The following is a 17,455-nucleotide window of genomic DNA, read 5'->3' as shown; positions in this document are numbered from 1 at the left end:
TCACAGAATATCAGTGAAGCTATACATAATGTTTTTTTAGAGTTATATAAGAAAAAATTTGGAGCAATACTTGCTGGTGATACGTATATAGAGGAATATTAGTTTAACTATTTGGTATTGAACATAAATATATTTCGAGTTCATTATTTGTTTATTCAAAATCAATTAAATCTCTTTTTATTAGAATAACAACAATGCACAAAAACATAATATAAATAGTGAGGGATCTATAAATGAATAAAAATATTAATCGTGTAGTTTTAATTGGTACAGGGGCCGTAGGATGTAGTTATGCATATTGTATGATTAATCAAGGCCTGGCAGAAGAATTCGTTCTTGTGGATGTAAATGAAGCAAGAGCAGAAGGCGAGGCAATGGATTTAAGTCATGCAATTCCTTTTTCACCATCACCAACAAAAGTATGGAAGGGTAGCTGTGAGGACTGTAAAGATGCGCAAATTGTTGTAATAACAGCTGGATTGCCACAGAGACCAGGTGAAACACGTTTAGACTTAGTCGAAAAAAACACTAAGATTTTTAAAGAAATTATTCGAAATGTCATGTCAAGCGGATTCGATGGTATTTTCTTAATTGCAACAAATCCAGTGGACATTTTAACATATGTGACTTGGAAAGAGTCTGGTCTGCCGAAAGAGCGCGTAATTGGTTCAGGTACAACACTTGATTCTGCACGTTTCCGTTACATGTTAGGGGAATATTTTGAGATTGATCCTCATAATATTCATGCTTATATAATTGGTGAACATGGTGATACAGAGCTTCCGGTTTGGAGTCATGTTTCAGTTGGCGTTCAAAAGCTACAAACCATTTTAGAAAATAAAAGTCAGTATAATCAAAATGACTTAGACGAAATTTTTGTTCGTTCACGTGATGCTGCCTATCATATAATTGAACGTAAGGGAGCGACCTGTTATGGAATTGGAATGTCTTTATTACGTATAACAAAGGCGATTCTACATCATGAAAATAGTGTGTTAACAGTATCTGCATACCTTGAAAATGAATATGGTCATAATGACGTGTATATAGGAGTTCCTGCTGTTATAAATCGTCAAGGTATTCGAGAAATTATAGAAATTGAGTTAAATGAAGAAGAAAAGTTTAACTTTAATCATTCTGTGCATACATTAAAAGAAACCATGTCTCCAATACTATAAAGTGAATTTATCGTATAAAATTATGTCGAATATATAAATACTTAGCAACAGTTTAAATGTACATAATCTAACATACTCTGAAAGTAACTAAGATTATGTACGACATTAATTCATAACATATCAAGATTGAGCGTTTTTAGAATCGACGTAATTATTTATAGCTTAATATGTTATGATTTTCACAAAAGGTTGATACCTTTTGTGCATAGTTTCCTTTAAGTAACTAAATACAGACATATTTGATTAAATAAAAAGCACTTTTTTAATAATTTAAGGAAGTGCCTTTTTATTTATTAATTAACAATCCAATAAACTACATACATTAATAAGAAGAGAGCGATCCATGTTTGCATCTGGCTATCGTTTAATTACATCCTTAATGAACATTTATAAAACAATAAGTAAACAGTAGGGAATGTGAAAATTAGGGGGATAATGGAGCATACAAAGTTGGCAATAAACCTTAGGGAAAGGAGGGAACGAGATGAGAAATTTCTTTGAAGAAAAATATACAAATTTAGAATTTAAAAGGGAACTAATAAATATTATAAGTAAAATCAGTGAATATAAAGGAGCAATATCAGCATATCAAACTCAAAAACCAGAGATCTTTGATCTTTTGGAAAAGAGTATATCTCTACAATATATTAAAACTTTTCCTAATATATATGACAAGTTGACATTCTCAAATAAACAGTTGAAAAAATTTGTTTCTAATCGTGTTAGCCCTCAAACATTGGAAGAGGACGCTTTATTTTGTTATTACAAAACATTAGAACTTGTGCAAAAAGAAAATCACAAACTGCCTATTAAACCACAAACAATTCAAGAACTGCATTTCCAATTACTGAATTATTCAACGTCTGAAAGTGGTAATTGGAGAAAAAACGAACTTGTTTTATCATGTATTCCAATGTTAAATAATCAATCCAAACTACGTACAGTTGTTTTATATGATATGGTTCCGCAATATTTGTATCAGCTATGCGAACAATATAATACATTAAGGGCTAAAGGGAATTTTCATCCGCTCCTACTGATTCCTCAATTTATATTAAATTTCCTATGTATTTACCCATTTAATAAAGGGAATGGCAAGTTAGCAAAAATATTAATTCAATGGTTATTAATTGAAAGTGGATATACATTTGTAAAATATACATGTATAGAGAAATATTTTAAAAAATATGAATCAGATTATTATGATGCTCTGTATAAATCTGCAGCTAACTGGCATCAAGGAGATCATAATGTAGTTTTCTGGATGAAAATTTTTTTAGATATTGTTTTAGATGCATATGAAGAATTAAATAATTTAATAAACAATTGTATAAGCACTCATACTAAAAGAAAAAGAATTGAGAAATACATAGACAAACAAAATCATCCTTTTACTAAAGAAAATATTCGAAACATGCATCCAGACATAAGTGAAAGTACTATAAATAAAACACTACACGCTTTAAATTCACAGGGATATATTAAATTGGTTTCTAAAGGTAGGAATGCAGAATGGATAAAGAGTAAATTAACTTAAGGAAAAGAATTCTAGGACACTAACAAATAATAAACAAGGAGAACCCAAAAGGGGTTCTCCTTGTTTATTATTTGTTAGACGATTATATTTTTTAGAAGCGAAAATAAGTCAAATAGACTATTAATTGTAATATAATCATTAACTTCTGTATCATATCTTTAAGAAAGCCTTTTCTACTCAGTACGATTTTCTATATCAAATTGTTCCTTTTTACGTATAGTGTAATAAATAGGGAGGCCGAGTGCTGTTAGACCTATTCCACATAAAGCTAACAGAGGTTGAGTGAATAAGGTATTAATAACAATGAACAATCCACCAATAATAGCAACTAATGGTATAAAAGGATACAATGGAACTTTATAAGGTCGTACAAGATCAGGTTCTCTTTTTCGTAAGATAAATACAGCAAAGAATGTCATTGTGTAGAATATCCATATTACAAATACCAACATATCAGTAAGAGTATTGAATCCGCCGACAGCCATCATAATAATAGAAATAAATAGCATAAATAGACCAGAATTATAAGGGACACGACTATTTTTAGATAATGTAGCAAACCATTTACTAAATGGTAGTTTATTCTCAATAGCCATGGCATAAGGAATTCGCATTCCCGTCATAATATAACCATTAATCGTTCCAAACACGGAAATTAAAATGCCAATGGTAACTAGTTTTCCTCCCATAGCTCCAAAAAGAATTGTAGCTACTTGAGAAGCGGGTGTATCAGTACCCGCAAGCGATGTTGCAGACATGACCATTAGGAACGCGACATTAATTAATAAGTAAACAACCATTACTGTTGATAATCCTAATACGATTGCTTTAGGCAAGTCTTTTTTAGGGTTTTTCATTTCTCCAGCAATATTCCCTACATGAATCCATCCATCATAGGCGAACATTGTTGCGAGTAAACCAGATCCAAGGGCAGATATCATAGATTTGTTCGGCCCTGCCTCAATTGGGAAAAGCTGAAAAGTAACGTCGCTTTTGTGTAGTAATCCAAAAATAATAATTAATGCTAATGGAACCAATTTGCATATAGTCGAAGCCATTTGGATTCCACCAGCTGCTTTAGCTCCTAAAAAGTTCATAAGAGTTACAAATGTTGCGGTAATAATTGCAATTAAAATAATTAGCATTTTGTGTTCATTAACATTTAGGCCAAATAAACTAACCGTTTGTGTCCCGAAAATAATAGCGAGTGCTGCAATATTTGCAGGGAAGTATATAACAGTTTGTGCCCAGCCAAGCAAGAAAGCAGTTAAGTTCCCATAAGTCCTCTTTAGATATGCCATCATTCCCCCCGTTTCAGGAATAGCGGCAGATAGTTCAGCAGCAGTTAGTCCTGCGCAAACGGTTAAGATACCACCAATTACCCATGCAAGTAATCCTAGGCTCGCTGTTCCTGTTACTCCATATAATGCAGTGGGCTTGAAAAATACTCCGGCGCCGATAACGGTACCAATAACTGTGGTTAATGCTGCAAAGAAACCAATATCCTTTTTAAGTTGTTGTTGTGACAATATAATCACTCCCAATTAGAAAAATATATAAATTCTCTTATGAATTCTGTATCTAGTTTGTTAAATTATTTGATAGTATATCCTGTATTCATACAAATAGCCGCCCTCATCCTTACCACCTAGAAAATTTGAATAAATTTCAGATACAAAATAAAAAAGAAATCAAATGTATAGGTAAAGAAATTTTAATTTCACCTCAAATCATGTGAATGTATTCACATGATTTGAGGTGAGTAAAGTTCTATGAATTATCCATTAAAAGAAATTAATTAATTTAACCCGAAATATGGATTTAAAAAGAGATTTCGTTTTTATGAATAATAAAAATAGATGAGGGATTTTAATATTCTGATATAGAAAAATAATAAATTGAAATTCAAAAGAGAAGATATATTCTTGTGAAGAATATCACAAAGTATTGAGAGATTCAATCATATTTTCGATATAAAATATAGAAAATAAGCTAAATGAAACATTTTGTGAAATGTTTCACAAAATTATTGACCAGTTATTTTTACTAATGTTATCTTGTAGGTGCAATCCAATGTTATAAATTAAATTATATTGTAAAAATATTGTAAAGGTGAATATTATGAATTTTATATTTATCTGACAAAAATCAATTTAATTTATAACTCACTCTAATAAAGGATGTGTTGATATGAAAATTGGTGTAGTGAAAGAGATAAAAAAAGGGGAAGCTCGTGTAGGGATGACTCCAGAAAATATTCAAAAATTAGTTGCAGCTGGAAATGAATTATTGGTACAAAAAGATGCTGGATTAGGTTCAGGTTATACGAATGATGAATATATAAATGCTGGAGCAAGCATAGTTACTCAAGGCGAAGCATGGGATGTTGATATGGTAGTAAAGGTAAAAGAACCACTACCTGCGGAATACCATTACTTTAAAAAGGATCTAATTGTATGGGGATTTTTACATCTTGCCGCATCTAAAGAGTGTGTGGAAGCAATGAGAAGTGCTGGAACTACTGCGATTGCTGGTGAAACTATTAGTGAGGATGGAAATTTAGCATTATTAAAACCTATGAGTGCAATTGCTGGAAGACGAGCGGTATTTATGGGAGCTTATTATTTAGAAAAACAACATCAAGGGGAAGGGATTTTATTATCAGGTATTGAGGGAATCCCTGCCGGAAAAGTTGTAATCCTAGGTGGAGGGAATGCTGCAACTAATGCCTGTGATATGGCAATTGGGATTGGATGTAGTGTTACAATTCTAGAGGTTAATCAAGAAAGAATTGCATATTTAAGAAAGCAATACGCAACAGAAGAGGTAAATATAATTGAATCTAATACTAAAAATTTAGAGCGAACGATTAAAGAGGCAGACTTATTTATTTCAACAATCTTAATACCAGGATCTCGACCTCCTAAAATTGTTAAAGAGTATATGGTTCAATCTATGAAGCCAGGAAGTGTCATTGTAGATATCGCAATAGATCAAGGTGGTACAATAGAAACAATTGACCATTATACTACTCATGATAATCCTGTATTTATTAAACATGATGTAATCCATTATGCGGTACCAAATATGCCTGGTGCCACCCCACGTACTTCAACTATGGCGTTGGCAAATGGAAATATTGAGTATTTATTAGCAATTGCTAAAGACGGATTAGAAAATGCAATTCAACATAAATCATCATTAGCATCTGGTGTAAATATATATAAAGGTATTATTACCTACGAAAATTTAGGTATGACGCTAGATTTAGACTTTAGACAATTGAAAGAAGTGTTAGTATGATTACCAAAAATGTTTTGCTAGATATCACTGACATTAAAAAAGCGAAAGAAGTTCTTGACGTAAATGCTCGAAAAACACCTTTGGTTAAATCTTTCTATTTAACCAGTAAAACCGGTGGAGAAATTTATTTAAAGCTAGAAAACATGCAGTTAACAGGTTCATTCAAATTTCGTGGGGCATTTAATAAAATTTCCCAACTAACAAATGAAGAAAAAGAACGTGGTGTAATCGCTTGTTCAGCTGGAAATCATGCACAAGGTGTTGCATTATCGTCCCATTTACTTGGAATTAAAAGTAAAATTGTAATGCCAACCTCCGCACCGCAAGCTAAAGTGGATGCGACTAGAGGATATGGTTCTGAAGTTATTTTATACGGTGATACGTTTGATGATGCAAAAGCGAAATGTGAAGAGATTATAAAAGAAACAGGCGAAACATACCTACATCCATATGATGATGTAGAAGTAATGGCTGGCCAAGGGACAATTGGTTTAGATATTCTGGATGACATGTGGGATGTTGATACTGTTATTGTACCTATTGGTGGGGGAGGGATTATTTCAGGAATTGCTGTAGCGCTGAAATCATTTAATCCTTCCATTAATATTATTGGGGTTCAAGCAGATAATGTTCATGGAATGAAAGCTTCTTATGATGCTGGGAAAATTGTAGAACATTATGAGGAACCGACAATAGCGGATGGTTGCGCAGTAAAAATACCAGGAAATTTAACTTTTGAAATTGTAAAAGATCTAGTAGATGATATTGTAACTGTATCGGAAGAAGAATTAGAAGTAGCGATGAAAGACTTACTGCAACGCGGAAAAGCTGTCGTAGAAGGTGCGGGAGCGTTAGCCACAGCCGCTCTTCTTGCAGGAAAAGTGGATAAATATGTACAGGGTAAAAAAGTAGTAGCGGTTATTTCAGGCGGCAATGTAGATTTAAAACGTATTTCAAGTGTATGTGAGCATTTCTTTGTTGCCAACGAGGTAAAATAACGATTGAAGAATTTTTTATAATAGAATCATTTTACTAAAGGGGAGCTAGGAGTGGATATCTTAGCTCTCTTTTAAATAAATGGAGGCGTGTGTTATGGCCAACTTATTTAGGAAAAAATCAGTTAGGAAATTGTTAGAAGATAGTAAAAGTAAGACTTTGACAAAAACATTAGGCGCATTTGACCTTACCATGCTAGGGATTGGTGCGATAATTGGTACAGGAGTACTTGTATTAACTGGATTGGTAGCAGCAAGAGATGCGGGTCCAGCAGTTATTTTTTCATTTATGATTGCAGCAATTGTTTGCGGATTTGCTGCCCTATGTTATGCAGAAATCGCTTCTACTCTTCCAGTCTCGGGTAGTGTATATACCTATTCATATGCGACGATTGGTGAGTTTGTAGCCCATTTAATGGGATGGACCTTACTGTCAGTATATGTAGTTACAACTGCGGCGGTAGCAGGGGGGTGGACAGGCTATTTCCACAACTTAGTAAGTGGATTTGGGATTGAGATACCCAAATCACTGTTAACGATTCCAACGCAAGGTGGAATTGTTAACTTACCAGCAGTAATCATTACATTGATAATAACTTGGTTATTATCAAAAGGTACGAAAGAAAGTAAGCGAGTGAATAACGCAATGGTATTAATAAAAATTGGTATTGTTGTTTTATTCATTTCAGTTGGTGTTTTTTACGTGAAACCAGAAAACTGGATACCATTTGCACCGTATGGTATAAGCGGAGTCTTTTCCGGAGGAGCTGCAGTATTCTTTGCTTTTTTAGGATTTGATGCGTTAGCAACTTCTGCTGAAGAAGTAAAAAATCCACAACGTGATTTACCGATTGGTATTATTGCTTCTTTAGTTATTTGTACAATTATTTATGTTATAGTTTGTCTTGTTATGACAGGTATGGTTTCTTATAAGGAATTAGATGTACCAGAAGCAATGGCCTACGTATTAGAAGTTGTAGGACAAAATAAAGTGGCGGGTGTAATATCAGTTGGAGCTGTAATTGGTATTATGGCTGTAATTTTCGCTTACATTTATGCAACAACACGTGTATTCTTCGCGATGAGCCGTGACGGTTTATTACCAAAACCTTTTGCGAAAATTAATAAGAAGACAGAGGCGCCAGTATTCTCAACTTGGTTAACAGGGATTGGTAGTGCTTTAATTGCTGGATTTCTCGATTTAAAAGAATTGTCGAATATAGCGAATATTGGAGCATTATTAACATTCGCTATGGTTGGCGTAACTGTTATCATTCTTCGTAAAACACATCCGAATTTAAAACGTGGTTTTATGGTACCACTGGTACCAATCTTACCGATTATTTCAATAACATGTTGCTTATTCTTAATGGTAAATCTACCTTTAAAAACTTGGATTTATTTCGGTGCTTGGTTATTTATTGGAGTAATAGTATATTTTATATATTCTAAAAGACACAGCCAATTAAACAAACTATAAATGAGAAATATCAGAGACAAAGGTTATCACACCCTACATGTTTGAGCAAGTAGGATTCTTCTTTTTGGGATGTATCTTTTCTTTTTATTAAAAATTTGATCAAAAGAATTTGAAAATTTATGTTATACGTAAAAAAGAATCTATTTTCAAAATAGATTCTTTTTTTAGGAGCATTACATATTTAAAAGATGTTTGGTTAAGATCCGCTTATATTTTTCTTAAAGAAGATAAATTATCTTTAATTCAATTTTAAATAAAGTGGCTTTATTTAAAATTAGAAAAAATAACGTTTTTTTCTCCTAGTAATTTACAAACTTGAACTGAATTGAACTACTCACCACTTAACGTCCTAACGGGCTGTTTGAAGTGGGAGATTCCTGCGAACACCGATTATCCACCGGTTATCTTAGCAGGCTCTACCCGTAGTCCCTACGGTGAGAACATAAGTATCTTGTACGTTGACTCACCACACTCCCTACTTTAGCTTGGTTTTCGCAACTTCGGCAAGTGTGGGCGATAGAACGTTGAAGATTTTACGGTTGCAACGTTTTTCTGCAACCAACCTCATATCTTCAGTTTTCAAAGAGCAATCTGTACAAGTAAATGATAGCAAACATGTTGGCCTATGCCAACCGACATTCATCTCCCACCTACAATTGGTGTTTCACACCTTCACATTTTTGAGGAAAGAGTCTTCTGTCGGAAAACGATAAAAAAGGAATGAAGCAATCTGATGGTAGTAAACACCTTAGTGATTTCAATGTATGCATGACGAATCAGCTTATATGTATTTCCTTGATAGGATTTTACATAATATTAATTTTTTATGAATTATTAGTCTGAAATTAATTAGATTTAAAGTATTATTCACACGAAATGACTACCTTTGTGTGATTTATTTGATTTGTAAGACAGTTAGGAATACTAGATTAAAACATAAATACTCGTTTTTTGATAGATATTTTATAAAGTTGTATTTATATGTGTCATAAAATAACATCTAAATATAATTATAAATAAAATAAAGGGAGGACTATGTAAAAAGTAATAAATACAAGTTCATGAACAGTTTTTGTACGGAAGCACATGCTGAAGAAATGAAAACTTTTAAATTTATCAAGGAAATGAGAGGGAGATACTATGGGGAATAAATCAAAGCATAAAACCAAAAGAATACTTGTAGCTACTGCAACATTAACTATACTTGCTTCTGGAATGGCTTCTTCATCAGATGTCTTTGCAGAGGAAACGCAGCAGCAAAAAAAATTATCAACATCATTGCAAGAAGAAAAGTCAGTTAAATCAGAAAATAGAACATATACAGTCCCAGGAAAAGGGGATGTTGAAGTACTGAAACAACAGGAAAGAAAAAGTATGGCATTTAGTCCATATGAACCAACTGGTTTATATGCAAAGCCAAATGAACAAATAACAATTAATGTAGAAGGAAATCAAGATATTCAAGCATACATTGGAACGTATTCGTATGATGCTTCTTGGAGAGAAGATTCTAAAATAAAATCATTTACATTAAAACCGGGTATAAACACAATCCAATCTCCAAATGGGGGAATGATTTATTTTTATAATAAACAACAAGGTGGTACCATTCGAACAACAGTCACAACAGGTGGGACGACTACTCCTTTCTTTGAACTAGGAAAGCATACGAAACAAGATTTAATAAACATGCTGGACCAATATCCAAATGCACATGCAGTGGAGTTAAAGGGAGAACGTGTATTAATTACGGCTAGCCCTGCACGTGTTAAGAAATATTTGTTGGGTTCTAATACAGATCCTGTACAACTCTTAAAAAAGTTGGATGAAGCTACTCGAATTCAGGACAAAGTAGCTGGGTTATCCGAGGAACAAGCAGATAAACATTATATTCATTACGTAGAAGAAAATCATTCGCCCGATTATTATATGTATGCGTATCCTTATCGAACCGCTTATGTAGGAGATGCAATCCAATACGTGTTAGATATTAATAAATTTATAAAAGATGGCTGGGGTCCATGGCATGAGGCAGGGCATTTGAGACAACAATGGCCCTGGAATTTTTATAATATGACAGAAGTACAAAATAATATATACAGCCTTTCTGTAGAAAAAGCATTTAATCAACCATCCAATTTAGAGAAGAGTGGAATTTATCCAAAAGCGTTTCAATATCTAGAACAAACGAATAAAAATTATGACGAAATTAGTGATGTTTTTGTTAAGCTTGTTATGCTTTGGCAACTACAGTTAGCATATGGAGAGGATTTCCATCCTAAATTACATCAATTGTATAGAGACATGCCTTCAAGTGAACTTCCACAAACTGATGAAACGAAAAAACAATTATTTATGATTTCAGCATCAAAAGTAGCCAAACAAAATTTGATTCCTTTCTTTGAGAAGTGGGGATTACGTCCAAATAACGATACCATCCAAAAAGTGGCTGCATTAGGATATCCAATTTTAACAGCAGAGATTTGGAAGGGTACGGATTCTAATCCAATTAAACCAGATATGCCTAATGGAAATAATATTTTAGAAGGAAACAAGTTTGCATGGTCATTAAAAGGAATTAGTGATTTTGAGTTTGCTAAAGTCAATTTCAATAAGTCGACAGAAGAAATGCAAATCGACTTAAAAGAAGGCATACCGCATCATTATTTTAATGAAACATATGCGAGTATTAAAGTACAAAATGCATCAGGAACAGTAGTATATAAGAAAGACATTTATGGAAACAAACAACAAAATGCTGAACTGCAAAAAGTTCCAGTCAAAGTAGGAGATTATATTGAGTTAACACATCTAGAAGGTGTGCATAGAGCAACTTTTATGAATGTCGATAATAGTAAACAAGAGAGCTTTGGAAAAAAAGCCTTATACGAAGTTACAAAGGATGGCCTGAAAACAGTAAATCAAATTGTTAATCCGAAACCAGATACAGAGGCTCCGACACAGCCACAAGGATTATATGCAAGCAACGTTTCTTCTAACAGTGTAGAGCTAAAATGGAACCCTTCTACAGATAATGTAGGTGTAAAAGAATATCAGGTACTACGCGATGGACAATTGATTCAAACTGTACAAGGAACGACGTTTACTGATCAAAACTTAACAGCTAATAAGGAATATAAATATGCAGTGAAGGCTGTAGATGCAGCTGGAAATACATCAATTCAAAGTAACATTCTTCCGATAAAAACAAAAGATCAAAATGTATCTTATGAAAAATGGGATCCGAAGAAGGCATATACAAAGGGTGACAAAGTAGAACATCAAGGGAAAGTGTATGAAGCTATTCAAAATCATCAAGGAAATGGTGACACGAATTGGATATTTGCTTTATCGTTATGGAAACCAATTACAATCGAGTAATATGTAAGAATTAGATGTGAAGATAGAACAACATCCAGTATTTTAAAGAATTACTGGATGTTGCTTGAATTTTGATAGATTTCTCTATTAAGTTAGTATTCAAAAATAAAAATAAAAATAAGAAAAGGAAGTAGATTAGTGATTAGTCAGAAAACAAAGAAAAGGTTTAATAAAGTTATTATAGTTACCGCAACATGTAGCATGTTTTCTATGTTTGGAACGTCTATTTCGCACACTAAGGCTGCAACACATTCAGCTGCTCCAGCAGTTTATGTCAGTCCCCAAAATATACCTGCCTCAGATATTATTAGTATAGACTGGTCACCAGTTCAGACGCCACCTTATACGTACTGGGCTGTACACAACTGGAATGCAGGTGGTGAAGCTGGAGGATATGCTGGTTTTCAACAACAAAGTGGGTTTGATGAAAATGGAAAACGTACTTTACATTTTGCTTTATGGGATCCAATTTCCTCTAAAGAAGCAATAAAGGCCGAATACTTATCTCCGAATTCGCAAGCTGGACCCTTTGGAGGAGAAGGAACAGGAATGAAGATTCAAACAACTTATGGTTGGAAAGATTCCAATTGGTACAGAATGACAATGCGTTCATGGCAAGAAAATGGTCATACTAAATTTGGACAATGGCTGAAAGATGTAACAAATAATAAATGGCATCAAATTGCAATTATGGATTTTCCTGTTGCTAATGTTGCATTTAATCATGGATTAGGAATGTTTCAAGAAGACTGGGCTGATAGTGGACAGAATGTTCGAGAAGCGCGCCTGAAAAATGGTTATAGCCGAAAGTTAGTAGATAAACAATGGAGTTCTTGGAATAATCAAAATATCTCAGGGACGCATGATAATACTTATCAATATGATGGAGGAGCCACTTCAGAATATGTATGGGTCAAAGCAGGAGGTAATACGCAGTCTACCATTGGATCAGGAAAAATATTCACGCTAAATCAACCTACTCAACCTGAAATAGGAAAACTAGATTTTGATATCCAATCTATCTATTATGAAAATGAAAAATTAAATGTATCTTGGAAACTAAAAGAAAATAGTACACCGCAATTTAAGGGGAAAATTGAAATTTATAACAATGAAAATATGACGGGCCAACCTATTAACGTAATTGATAATATTAAATCTTATCAAAATGGAATCAGTCAATCTATATCATTATCAACAAATGCTTATGCAAAAATTGTATTAACGGATTTATTTGATCAAACTGTTGAGAAAAAGGTACAAATCAAAAATGAATCTCCAAACATTTTTGAAGGTAAAGGATTTGCATGGTCGCTGAAAGGGATTGGAGATTTTGAATTTGCGAAAGTAAATTTAAATAAATCAACAGAAGAAATGCAAATTGATCTAAAATCAGGTGTACCACATGACTACTTTGATAGTACATATGCAAGTATTAAAGTACAAAATACATCAGGTAAAGTGATCTATAACAAAGAGATTTATGGAAACAAACAGCAAAATGCTGAATCACAAAAGGTACCAGTTAAAGTAGGAGATTATATCGAGTTAACACATTTAGAAGGTGTGCATAGAGCTACTTTCACAAATGTCGATAATAGTAAGCAAGAGAGTTTTGGAAAAAAAGCCATATACGAAGTTACAAAAGAAGGTCTGAAGAAAGTAGAAAAAATGCCAGAAGCAACAATCTTAGATGGAAATCAATTTGCATGGTCATTAAAAGGATATAGTGATAGAGAGATTGCAAAAGTAGATTATGATAAAACGGCAGAAGAGATGAAGATAAAACTAGAAGCAGGTGTACCACATTCCTACTTTGCTAGTACGTATGCGAGTATTAAGGTCCAGAATTCTTCTGGAAACGTTCTGTACAATAAGGAAATCGTGGGAAATAAACAACAAAATGCTGAAAGCCAAACTGTGCCAGTCAAGGTAGGGGATTACATTGAATTTATCCATATAGAAGGAGAAGCAACAAAGGAGAAAACGCGAGCAACTTTAACTAACCTTGAAAATAACAAAAATGAAACCATTGGAAAGACAGCAAGGTATCAAGTTACAAAAGAAGGCCTGAAGAAAGTAGAGAAAATGCCAGAAACAACAGTTTTAGATGGAAATCAATTTGCATGGTCTTTAAAGGGATATAATGATCGTGAAATCGCAAAAGTAGAGTATAACAAAGCAACAGAAAAAATGCAGATTAAATTAGAAGCGGGAGTACCCCATTCCTATTTTACTAGTACGTATGCAAGCATTAAAGTCCAGAATTCATCCGGTAATATTTTGTATAATAAAGAAATTATAGGAAATAGACAACAAGCTGCTGAGAGCCAAACTGTTCCAGTCAAAGTAGGGGATTATATTGAGTTTACTCATATAGAGGGAGAAGCACAAAAGGAAAAGACACGCGCCACACTTACTAATCTTGAGAATAGTAAACAGGAATATATAGGAAAGAAAAGAATATATCAGGTTACCTCTATGGGATTATTAATAAAGTCATAGATTTCACTACAAAACTTAAATTATTAATCTATATATTATATAAAAATCTTAACTATTATACGCATTAAAAAATGCTCAAAAGAAAATAGATTGGCGGGTATAGTATGAACATATTCAAAGGGTTTCTAATATCATCAATTGCAATGACAACATTTGTAGGAACAGATCTAATACTACAAAATGATAGGATTCATAATAAAGTTTACGCGGAATCTTATCATGTCACATACAAAGAAACAGATTCTAATAAAAGAGATTCACAGGAAGAACAATTAATTGTAAAGTTTAAAAATGAAATTGACTTACCTTATGAAGATGGTATTGAGAAACGAATAAAAAATGGGAATTATGATAACAATTTAAAGAAGTTATTTTCCGAAAATACGGAACTTACTTTGAATCGCCTGTTCTCATCTGTAAATCCGATAGAGATTGAAAAGTTATCATTACACTCTAAATCATTTGCTAATCAATCAGCTAACAATTTATTAAATTATTATATTGTACAAGCTCCTAATAACATAGAAATAGAATTATTACTGAAAAAATTTGAAACATCACCTCTTGTAGAGGAAGCTTATATACAAGAAAAACAAATTTTGACACCCCCTGAAATACAACAGTTACCAGATTTATCTGTTAATCCGTACGATGATCCTAGATTTAAAAATCAAGGATATCTTGAAGCGGCACCAAAGGGAATTAATGCCTCGCATGCTTGGAGCATTAAAGGTGGTGACGGAAAGGGTACAACTTTTGTGGATATGGAATATGGATGGTTATTGAACCATGAGGATCTAGTTAATAAAAATATAAAGCTTATGTCTGGACAAAATATAAGCCAGCATAGAGCTCATGGTACTTCTGTATTAGGAATTGTTTCATCCGAAGATAATCAAATTGGAAATATTGGAATTGCACCAAGAGCAAATGTAAAAGTAATATCCCAAATCAGGGATAATGGAATTTATAATACAGCGGATGCTATTTTAAGTGCTGTACATAATTTACAAGCAGGGGATATTCTTTTATTAGAGGCACAAGCTTCGTATGATGGGTATGGGGATAAATATTTACCTGTAGAAGTACATCCAGATATTTTTGATGCGATTCGTGTTGGTACAGATAAAGGGATTATTATTATAGAGGCTGGCGCAAATGGTTCAAACGACTTAGATAATTTTAAAGATCGTAATGGAAAAAAGATCTTAAATCGAAATAGTCCAGACTTTAAGGATTCAGGTGCTATTATGGTTGGGGCGGGATCATCAACCGTTCCACATAAACGTTTATGGTTTTCAAATTATGGAAGTCGATTAGATGTATATGGATGGGGAGAAAATGTTGATACAACATCTGCAAATCCAAGTCAAAATACTACAAATTTATATACATCAACATTTAGTGGAACATCAAGTGCTTCACCAATTATAGCTGGGGCAGCAACTTCGATTCAAGGTATTGCTAAAGAACATCGAGGTTATCCTTATACACCAGCCGAATTAAGAAATATCTTAAGTAATCCAAATACAGGAACAAAATCTCAAGATTCGTGGAATGATAGAATAGGTGTATTACCTGATCTAAAATCTATATTAGATAACTTAGGTTTTAATCCAGATATATCGAACTCTTCTAATATTTTAGAAGGAAAGCAGTTTGCATGGTCGCTAAAAGGAATCAGTGATTTCGAGTTTGCTAAAATCAATTTCAATAAGTCGACAGAAGAAATGCAAGTAGACTTAAAAGCAGGCATACCGCATCATTATTTTAATGAAACATACGCGAGTATTAAAGTACAAAATGCATCGGGGAAAGTAGTATACAATAAAGACATTTATGGAAACAAACAACAAAATGCTGAATCGCAAAAGGTTCCAGTCAAAGTAGGAGATTATATCGAGTTAACACATCTAGAAGGTGTGCATAGAGCTACTCTCACAAATGTTGATAATAGTAAACAAGAGAGCTTTGGAAAAAAAGCAATGTACGAAGTTACAAAAGAAGGTCTGAAGAAAGTAGAAAAAATGCCAGAAGCAACAATTTTGAATGGAAATCAATTTGCATGGTCGCTAAAAGGAATCAGTGATTTTGAGTTTGCTAAAATCAATTTCAATAAGTCGACAGAAGAAATACAAGTAGACTTAAAAGCAGGCATACCGCATCATTATTTTAATGAAACATACGCGAGTATTAAAGTACAAAATGCATCGGGGAAAGTAGTATACAATAAAGACATTTATGGAAACAAACAACAAAATGCTGAATCGCAAAAGGTTCCAGTCAAAGTAGGAGATTATATCGAGTTAACACATCTAGAAGGTGTGCATAGAGCTACTCTCACAAATGTTGATAATAGTAAACAAGAGAGCTTTGGAAAAAAAGCAATGTACGAAGTTACAAAAGAAGGGCTGAAGAAAGTAGAGAAAATGCCGGAAACAACAGTTTTAGATGGAAATCAATTTAGCTGGTCTTTAAAGGGATATAATGATCGAGAAATCGCAAAAGTAGAGTATAACAAAGTAACAGAAAAAATGCAGATTAAATTAGAAGCGGGTATACCTCATTCTTATTTTGCTAGTACGTATGCAAGCATTAAAGTTCAAAACTTATCGGGCAATATTTTGTACAATAAAGAAATTGTAGGAAATAGACAACAAGCTGCTGAAAGCCAAACCGTACCAGTCAAAGTAGGGGATTATATTGAGTTTACTCATATAGAGGGAGAAGCACAAAAGGAAAAGACACGCGCCACACTTACTAATCTTGAGAATAGTAAACAGGAATTTGTGGGTAAGAAAAAAACATATCAAGTTACTTCTACGGGATTATTAATAAAATAGATTAAAAAGATGTCTAAAAAAATAGAATTTTTTTGGACATCTTTTTTATTATTAAATAAGCGTTAATTATTAATAGTGATGTATGATGAACTCTATAGGCCCATTAAATATTATATATACTCAAAAAATCAAGTTATAGCTAATGTTCCAAGGATTGACACATCTATTCTTGTTTAATCATGTTATACTTTTCACAAGTGAAATGCTACAATATCAAATCCTAGTTTTATGAC

Annotated in this window: 9 protein-coding genes; 8 read left to right on the top strand and 1 reads right to left on the bottom strand. The window is 33.1% G+C overall.

Annotated elements, in window-relative coordinates; all coding sequences use genetic code 11:
- Nucleotides 1–233 precede the first annotated feature (233 nt).
- Together MHB70_RS29680 and MHB70_RS29675 are read left to right on the top strand one after the other, a co-directional pair.
- Nucleotides 234–1,178: an L-lactate dehydrogenase gene (locus MHB70_RS29680; RefSeq protein ID WP_061529978.1), complete on the top strand. Its 945-nt coding sequence runs from the start codon at nt 234–236 to the stop codon at nt 1,176–1,178.
- A 484-nt stretch (nt 1,179–1,662) separates the two neighbouring features.
- Nucleotides 1,663–2,715: a Fic family protein gene (locus tag MHB70_RS29675; protein WP_061529977.1), complete on the top strand. Its 1,053-nt coding sequence runs from the start codon at nt 1,663–1,665 to the stop codon at nt 2,713–2,715.
- Nucleotides 2,716–2,888: 173 nt separating this feature from the next.
- Here MHB70_RS29675 and MHB70_RS29670 read toward each other — a convergent pair whose 3' ends face one another.
- Nucleotides 2,889–4,244: an APC family permease gene (locus MHB70_RS29670; protein ID WP_061529976.1), complete on the bottom strand. Its 1,356-nt coding sequence runs from the start codon at nt 4,242–4,244 to the stop codon at nt 2,889–2,891.
- A 661-nt stretch (nt 4,245–4,905) separates the two neighbouring features.
- Between MHB70_RS29670 and ald the strand changes: the two genes are divergently transcribed.
- The 6 genes from ald (at nt 4,906) to MHB70_RS29640 (ending at nt 17,222) form a co-directional block, all read left to right on the top strand.
- Nucleotides 4,906–6,018 carry an alanine dehydrogenase gene (gene ald / locus MHB70_RS29665; protein WP_061529975.1) on the top strand — a complete coding sequence of 371 codons (1,113 nt, stop codon included), beginning with the start codon at nt 4,906–4,908 and terminating at the stop codon, nt 6,016–6,018.
- Nucleotides 6,015–7,016 (top strand): bifunctional threonine ammonia-lyase/L-serine ammonia-lyase TdcB, encoded by a 1,002-nt coding sequence (gene tdcB, locus MHB70_RS29660; protein ID WP_000628982.1) that lies wholly within the window; start codon nt 6,015–6,017, stop codon nt 7,014–7,016. Before ald ends, tdcB begins: the two co-directional genes overlap by 4 nt.
- 94 nt (nt 7,017–7,110) lie before the next feature.
- A complete protein-coding gene (locus MHB70_RS29655) occupies nt 7,111–8,493 on the top strand; it encodes an amino acid permease (protein ID WP_061529974.1) in 1,383 nt (460 codons plus the stop codon).
- A 1,140-nt stretch (nt 8,494–9,633) separates the two neighbouring features.
- A complete protein-coding gene (locus MHB70_RS29650; protein WP_341343712.1) occupies nt 9,634–11,874 on the top strand; it encodes a M60 family metallopeptidase in 2,241 nt (746 codons plus the stop codon).
- Between the two features lie 138 nt (nt 11,875–12,012).
- Complete coding sequence (locus tag MHB70_RS29645) at nt 12,013–14,379, top strand: putative mucin/carbohydrate-binding domain-containing protein (RefSeq protein ID WP_061530088.1); 2,367 nt, start codon at nt 12,013–12,015, stop codon at nt 14,377–14,379.
- Nucleotides 14,380–14,483: 104 nt separating this feature from the next.
- Nucleotides 14,484–17,222, top strand: coding sequence for a putative mucin/carbohydrate-binding domain-containing protein (locus MHB70_RS29640; protein WP_341343711.1), 2,739 nt, complete (start codon nt 14,484–14,486; stop codon nt 17,220–17,222).
- The last annotated feature ends 233 nt before the right edge of the window (nt 17,223–17,455 follow it).

The organism is Bacillus sp. FSL M7-1020, from assembly GCF_038050415.1.
GTDB classification, from domain to species: Bacteria; Bacillota; Bacilli; order Bacillales; family Bacillaceae_G; genus Bacillus_A; species Bacillus_A toyonensis.
Note: the sequence above shows the minus strand (reverse complement) of the source record. Positions and strands in the feature narration are given on the sequence as shown.

Bases quoted from the DNA above. Each gene is read 5' to 3' on its own strand.
- MHB70_RS29680 (WP_061529978.1), top strand. From the start codon at position 234: ATGAATAAAAATATTAATCGTGTAGTTTTAATTGGTACAGGGGCCGTA.
- MHB70_RS29675 (WP_061529977.1), top strand. From the start codon at position 1,663: ATGAGAAATTTCTTTGAAGAAAAATATACAAATTTAGAATTTAAAAGG.
- ald (WP_061529975.1), top strand. From the start codon at position 4,906: ATGAAAATTGGTGTAGTGAAAGAGATAAAAAAAGGGGAAGCTCGTGTA.
- tdcB (WP_000628982.1), top strand. From the start codon at position 6,015: ATGATTACCAAAAATGTTTTGCTAGATATCACTGACATTAAAAAAGCG.
- MHB70_RS29655 (WP_061529974.1), top strand. From the start codon at position 7,111: ATGGCCAACTTATTTAGGAAAAAATCAGTTAGGAAATTGTTAGAAGAT.
- MHB70_RS29650 (WP_341343712.1), top strand. From the start codon at position 9,634: ATGGGGAATAAATCAAAGCATAAAACCAAAAGAATACTTGTAGCTACT.
- MHB70_RS29640 (WP_341343711.1), top strand. From the start codon at position 14,484: ATGAACATATTCAAAGGGTTTCTAATATCATCAATTGCAATGACAACA.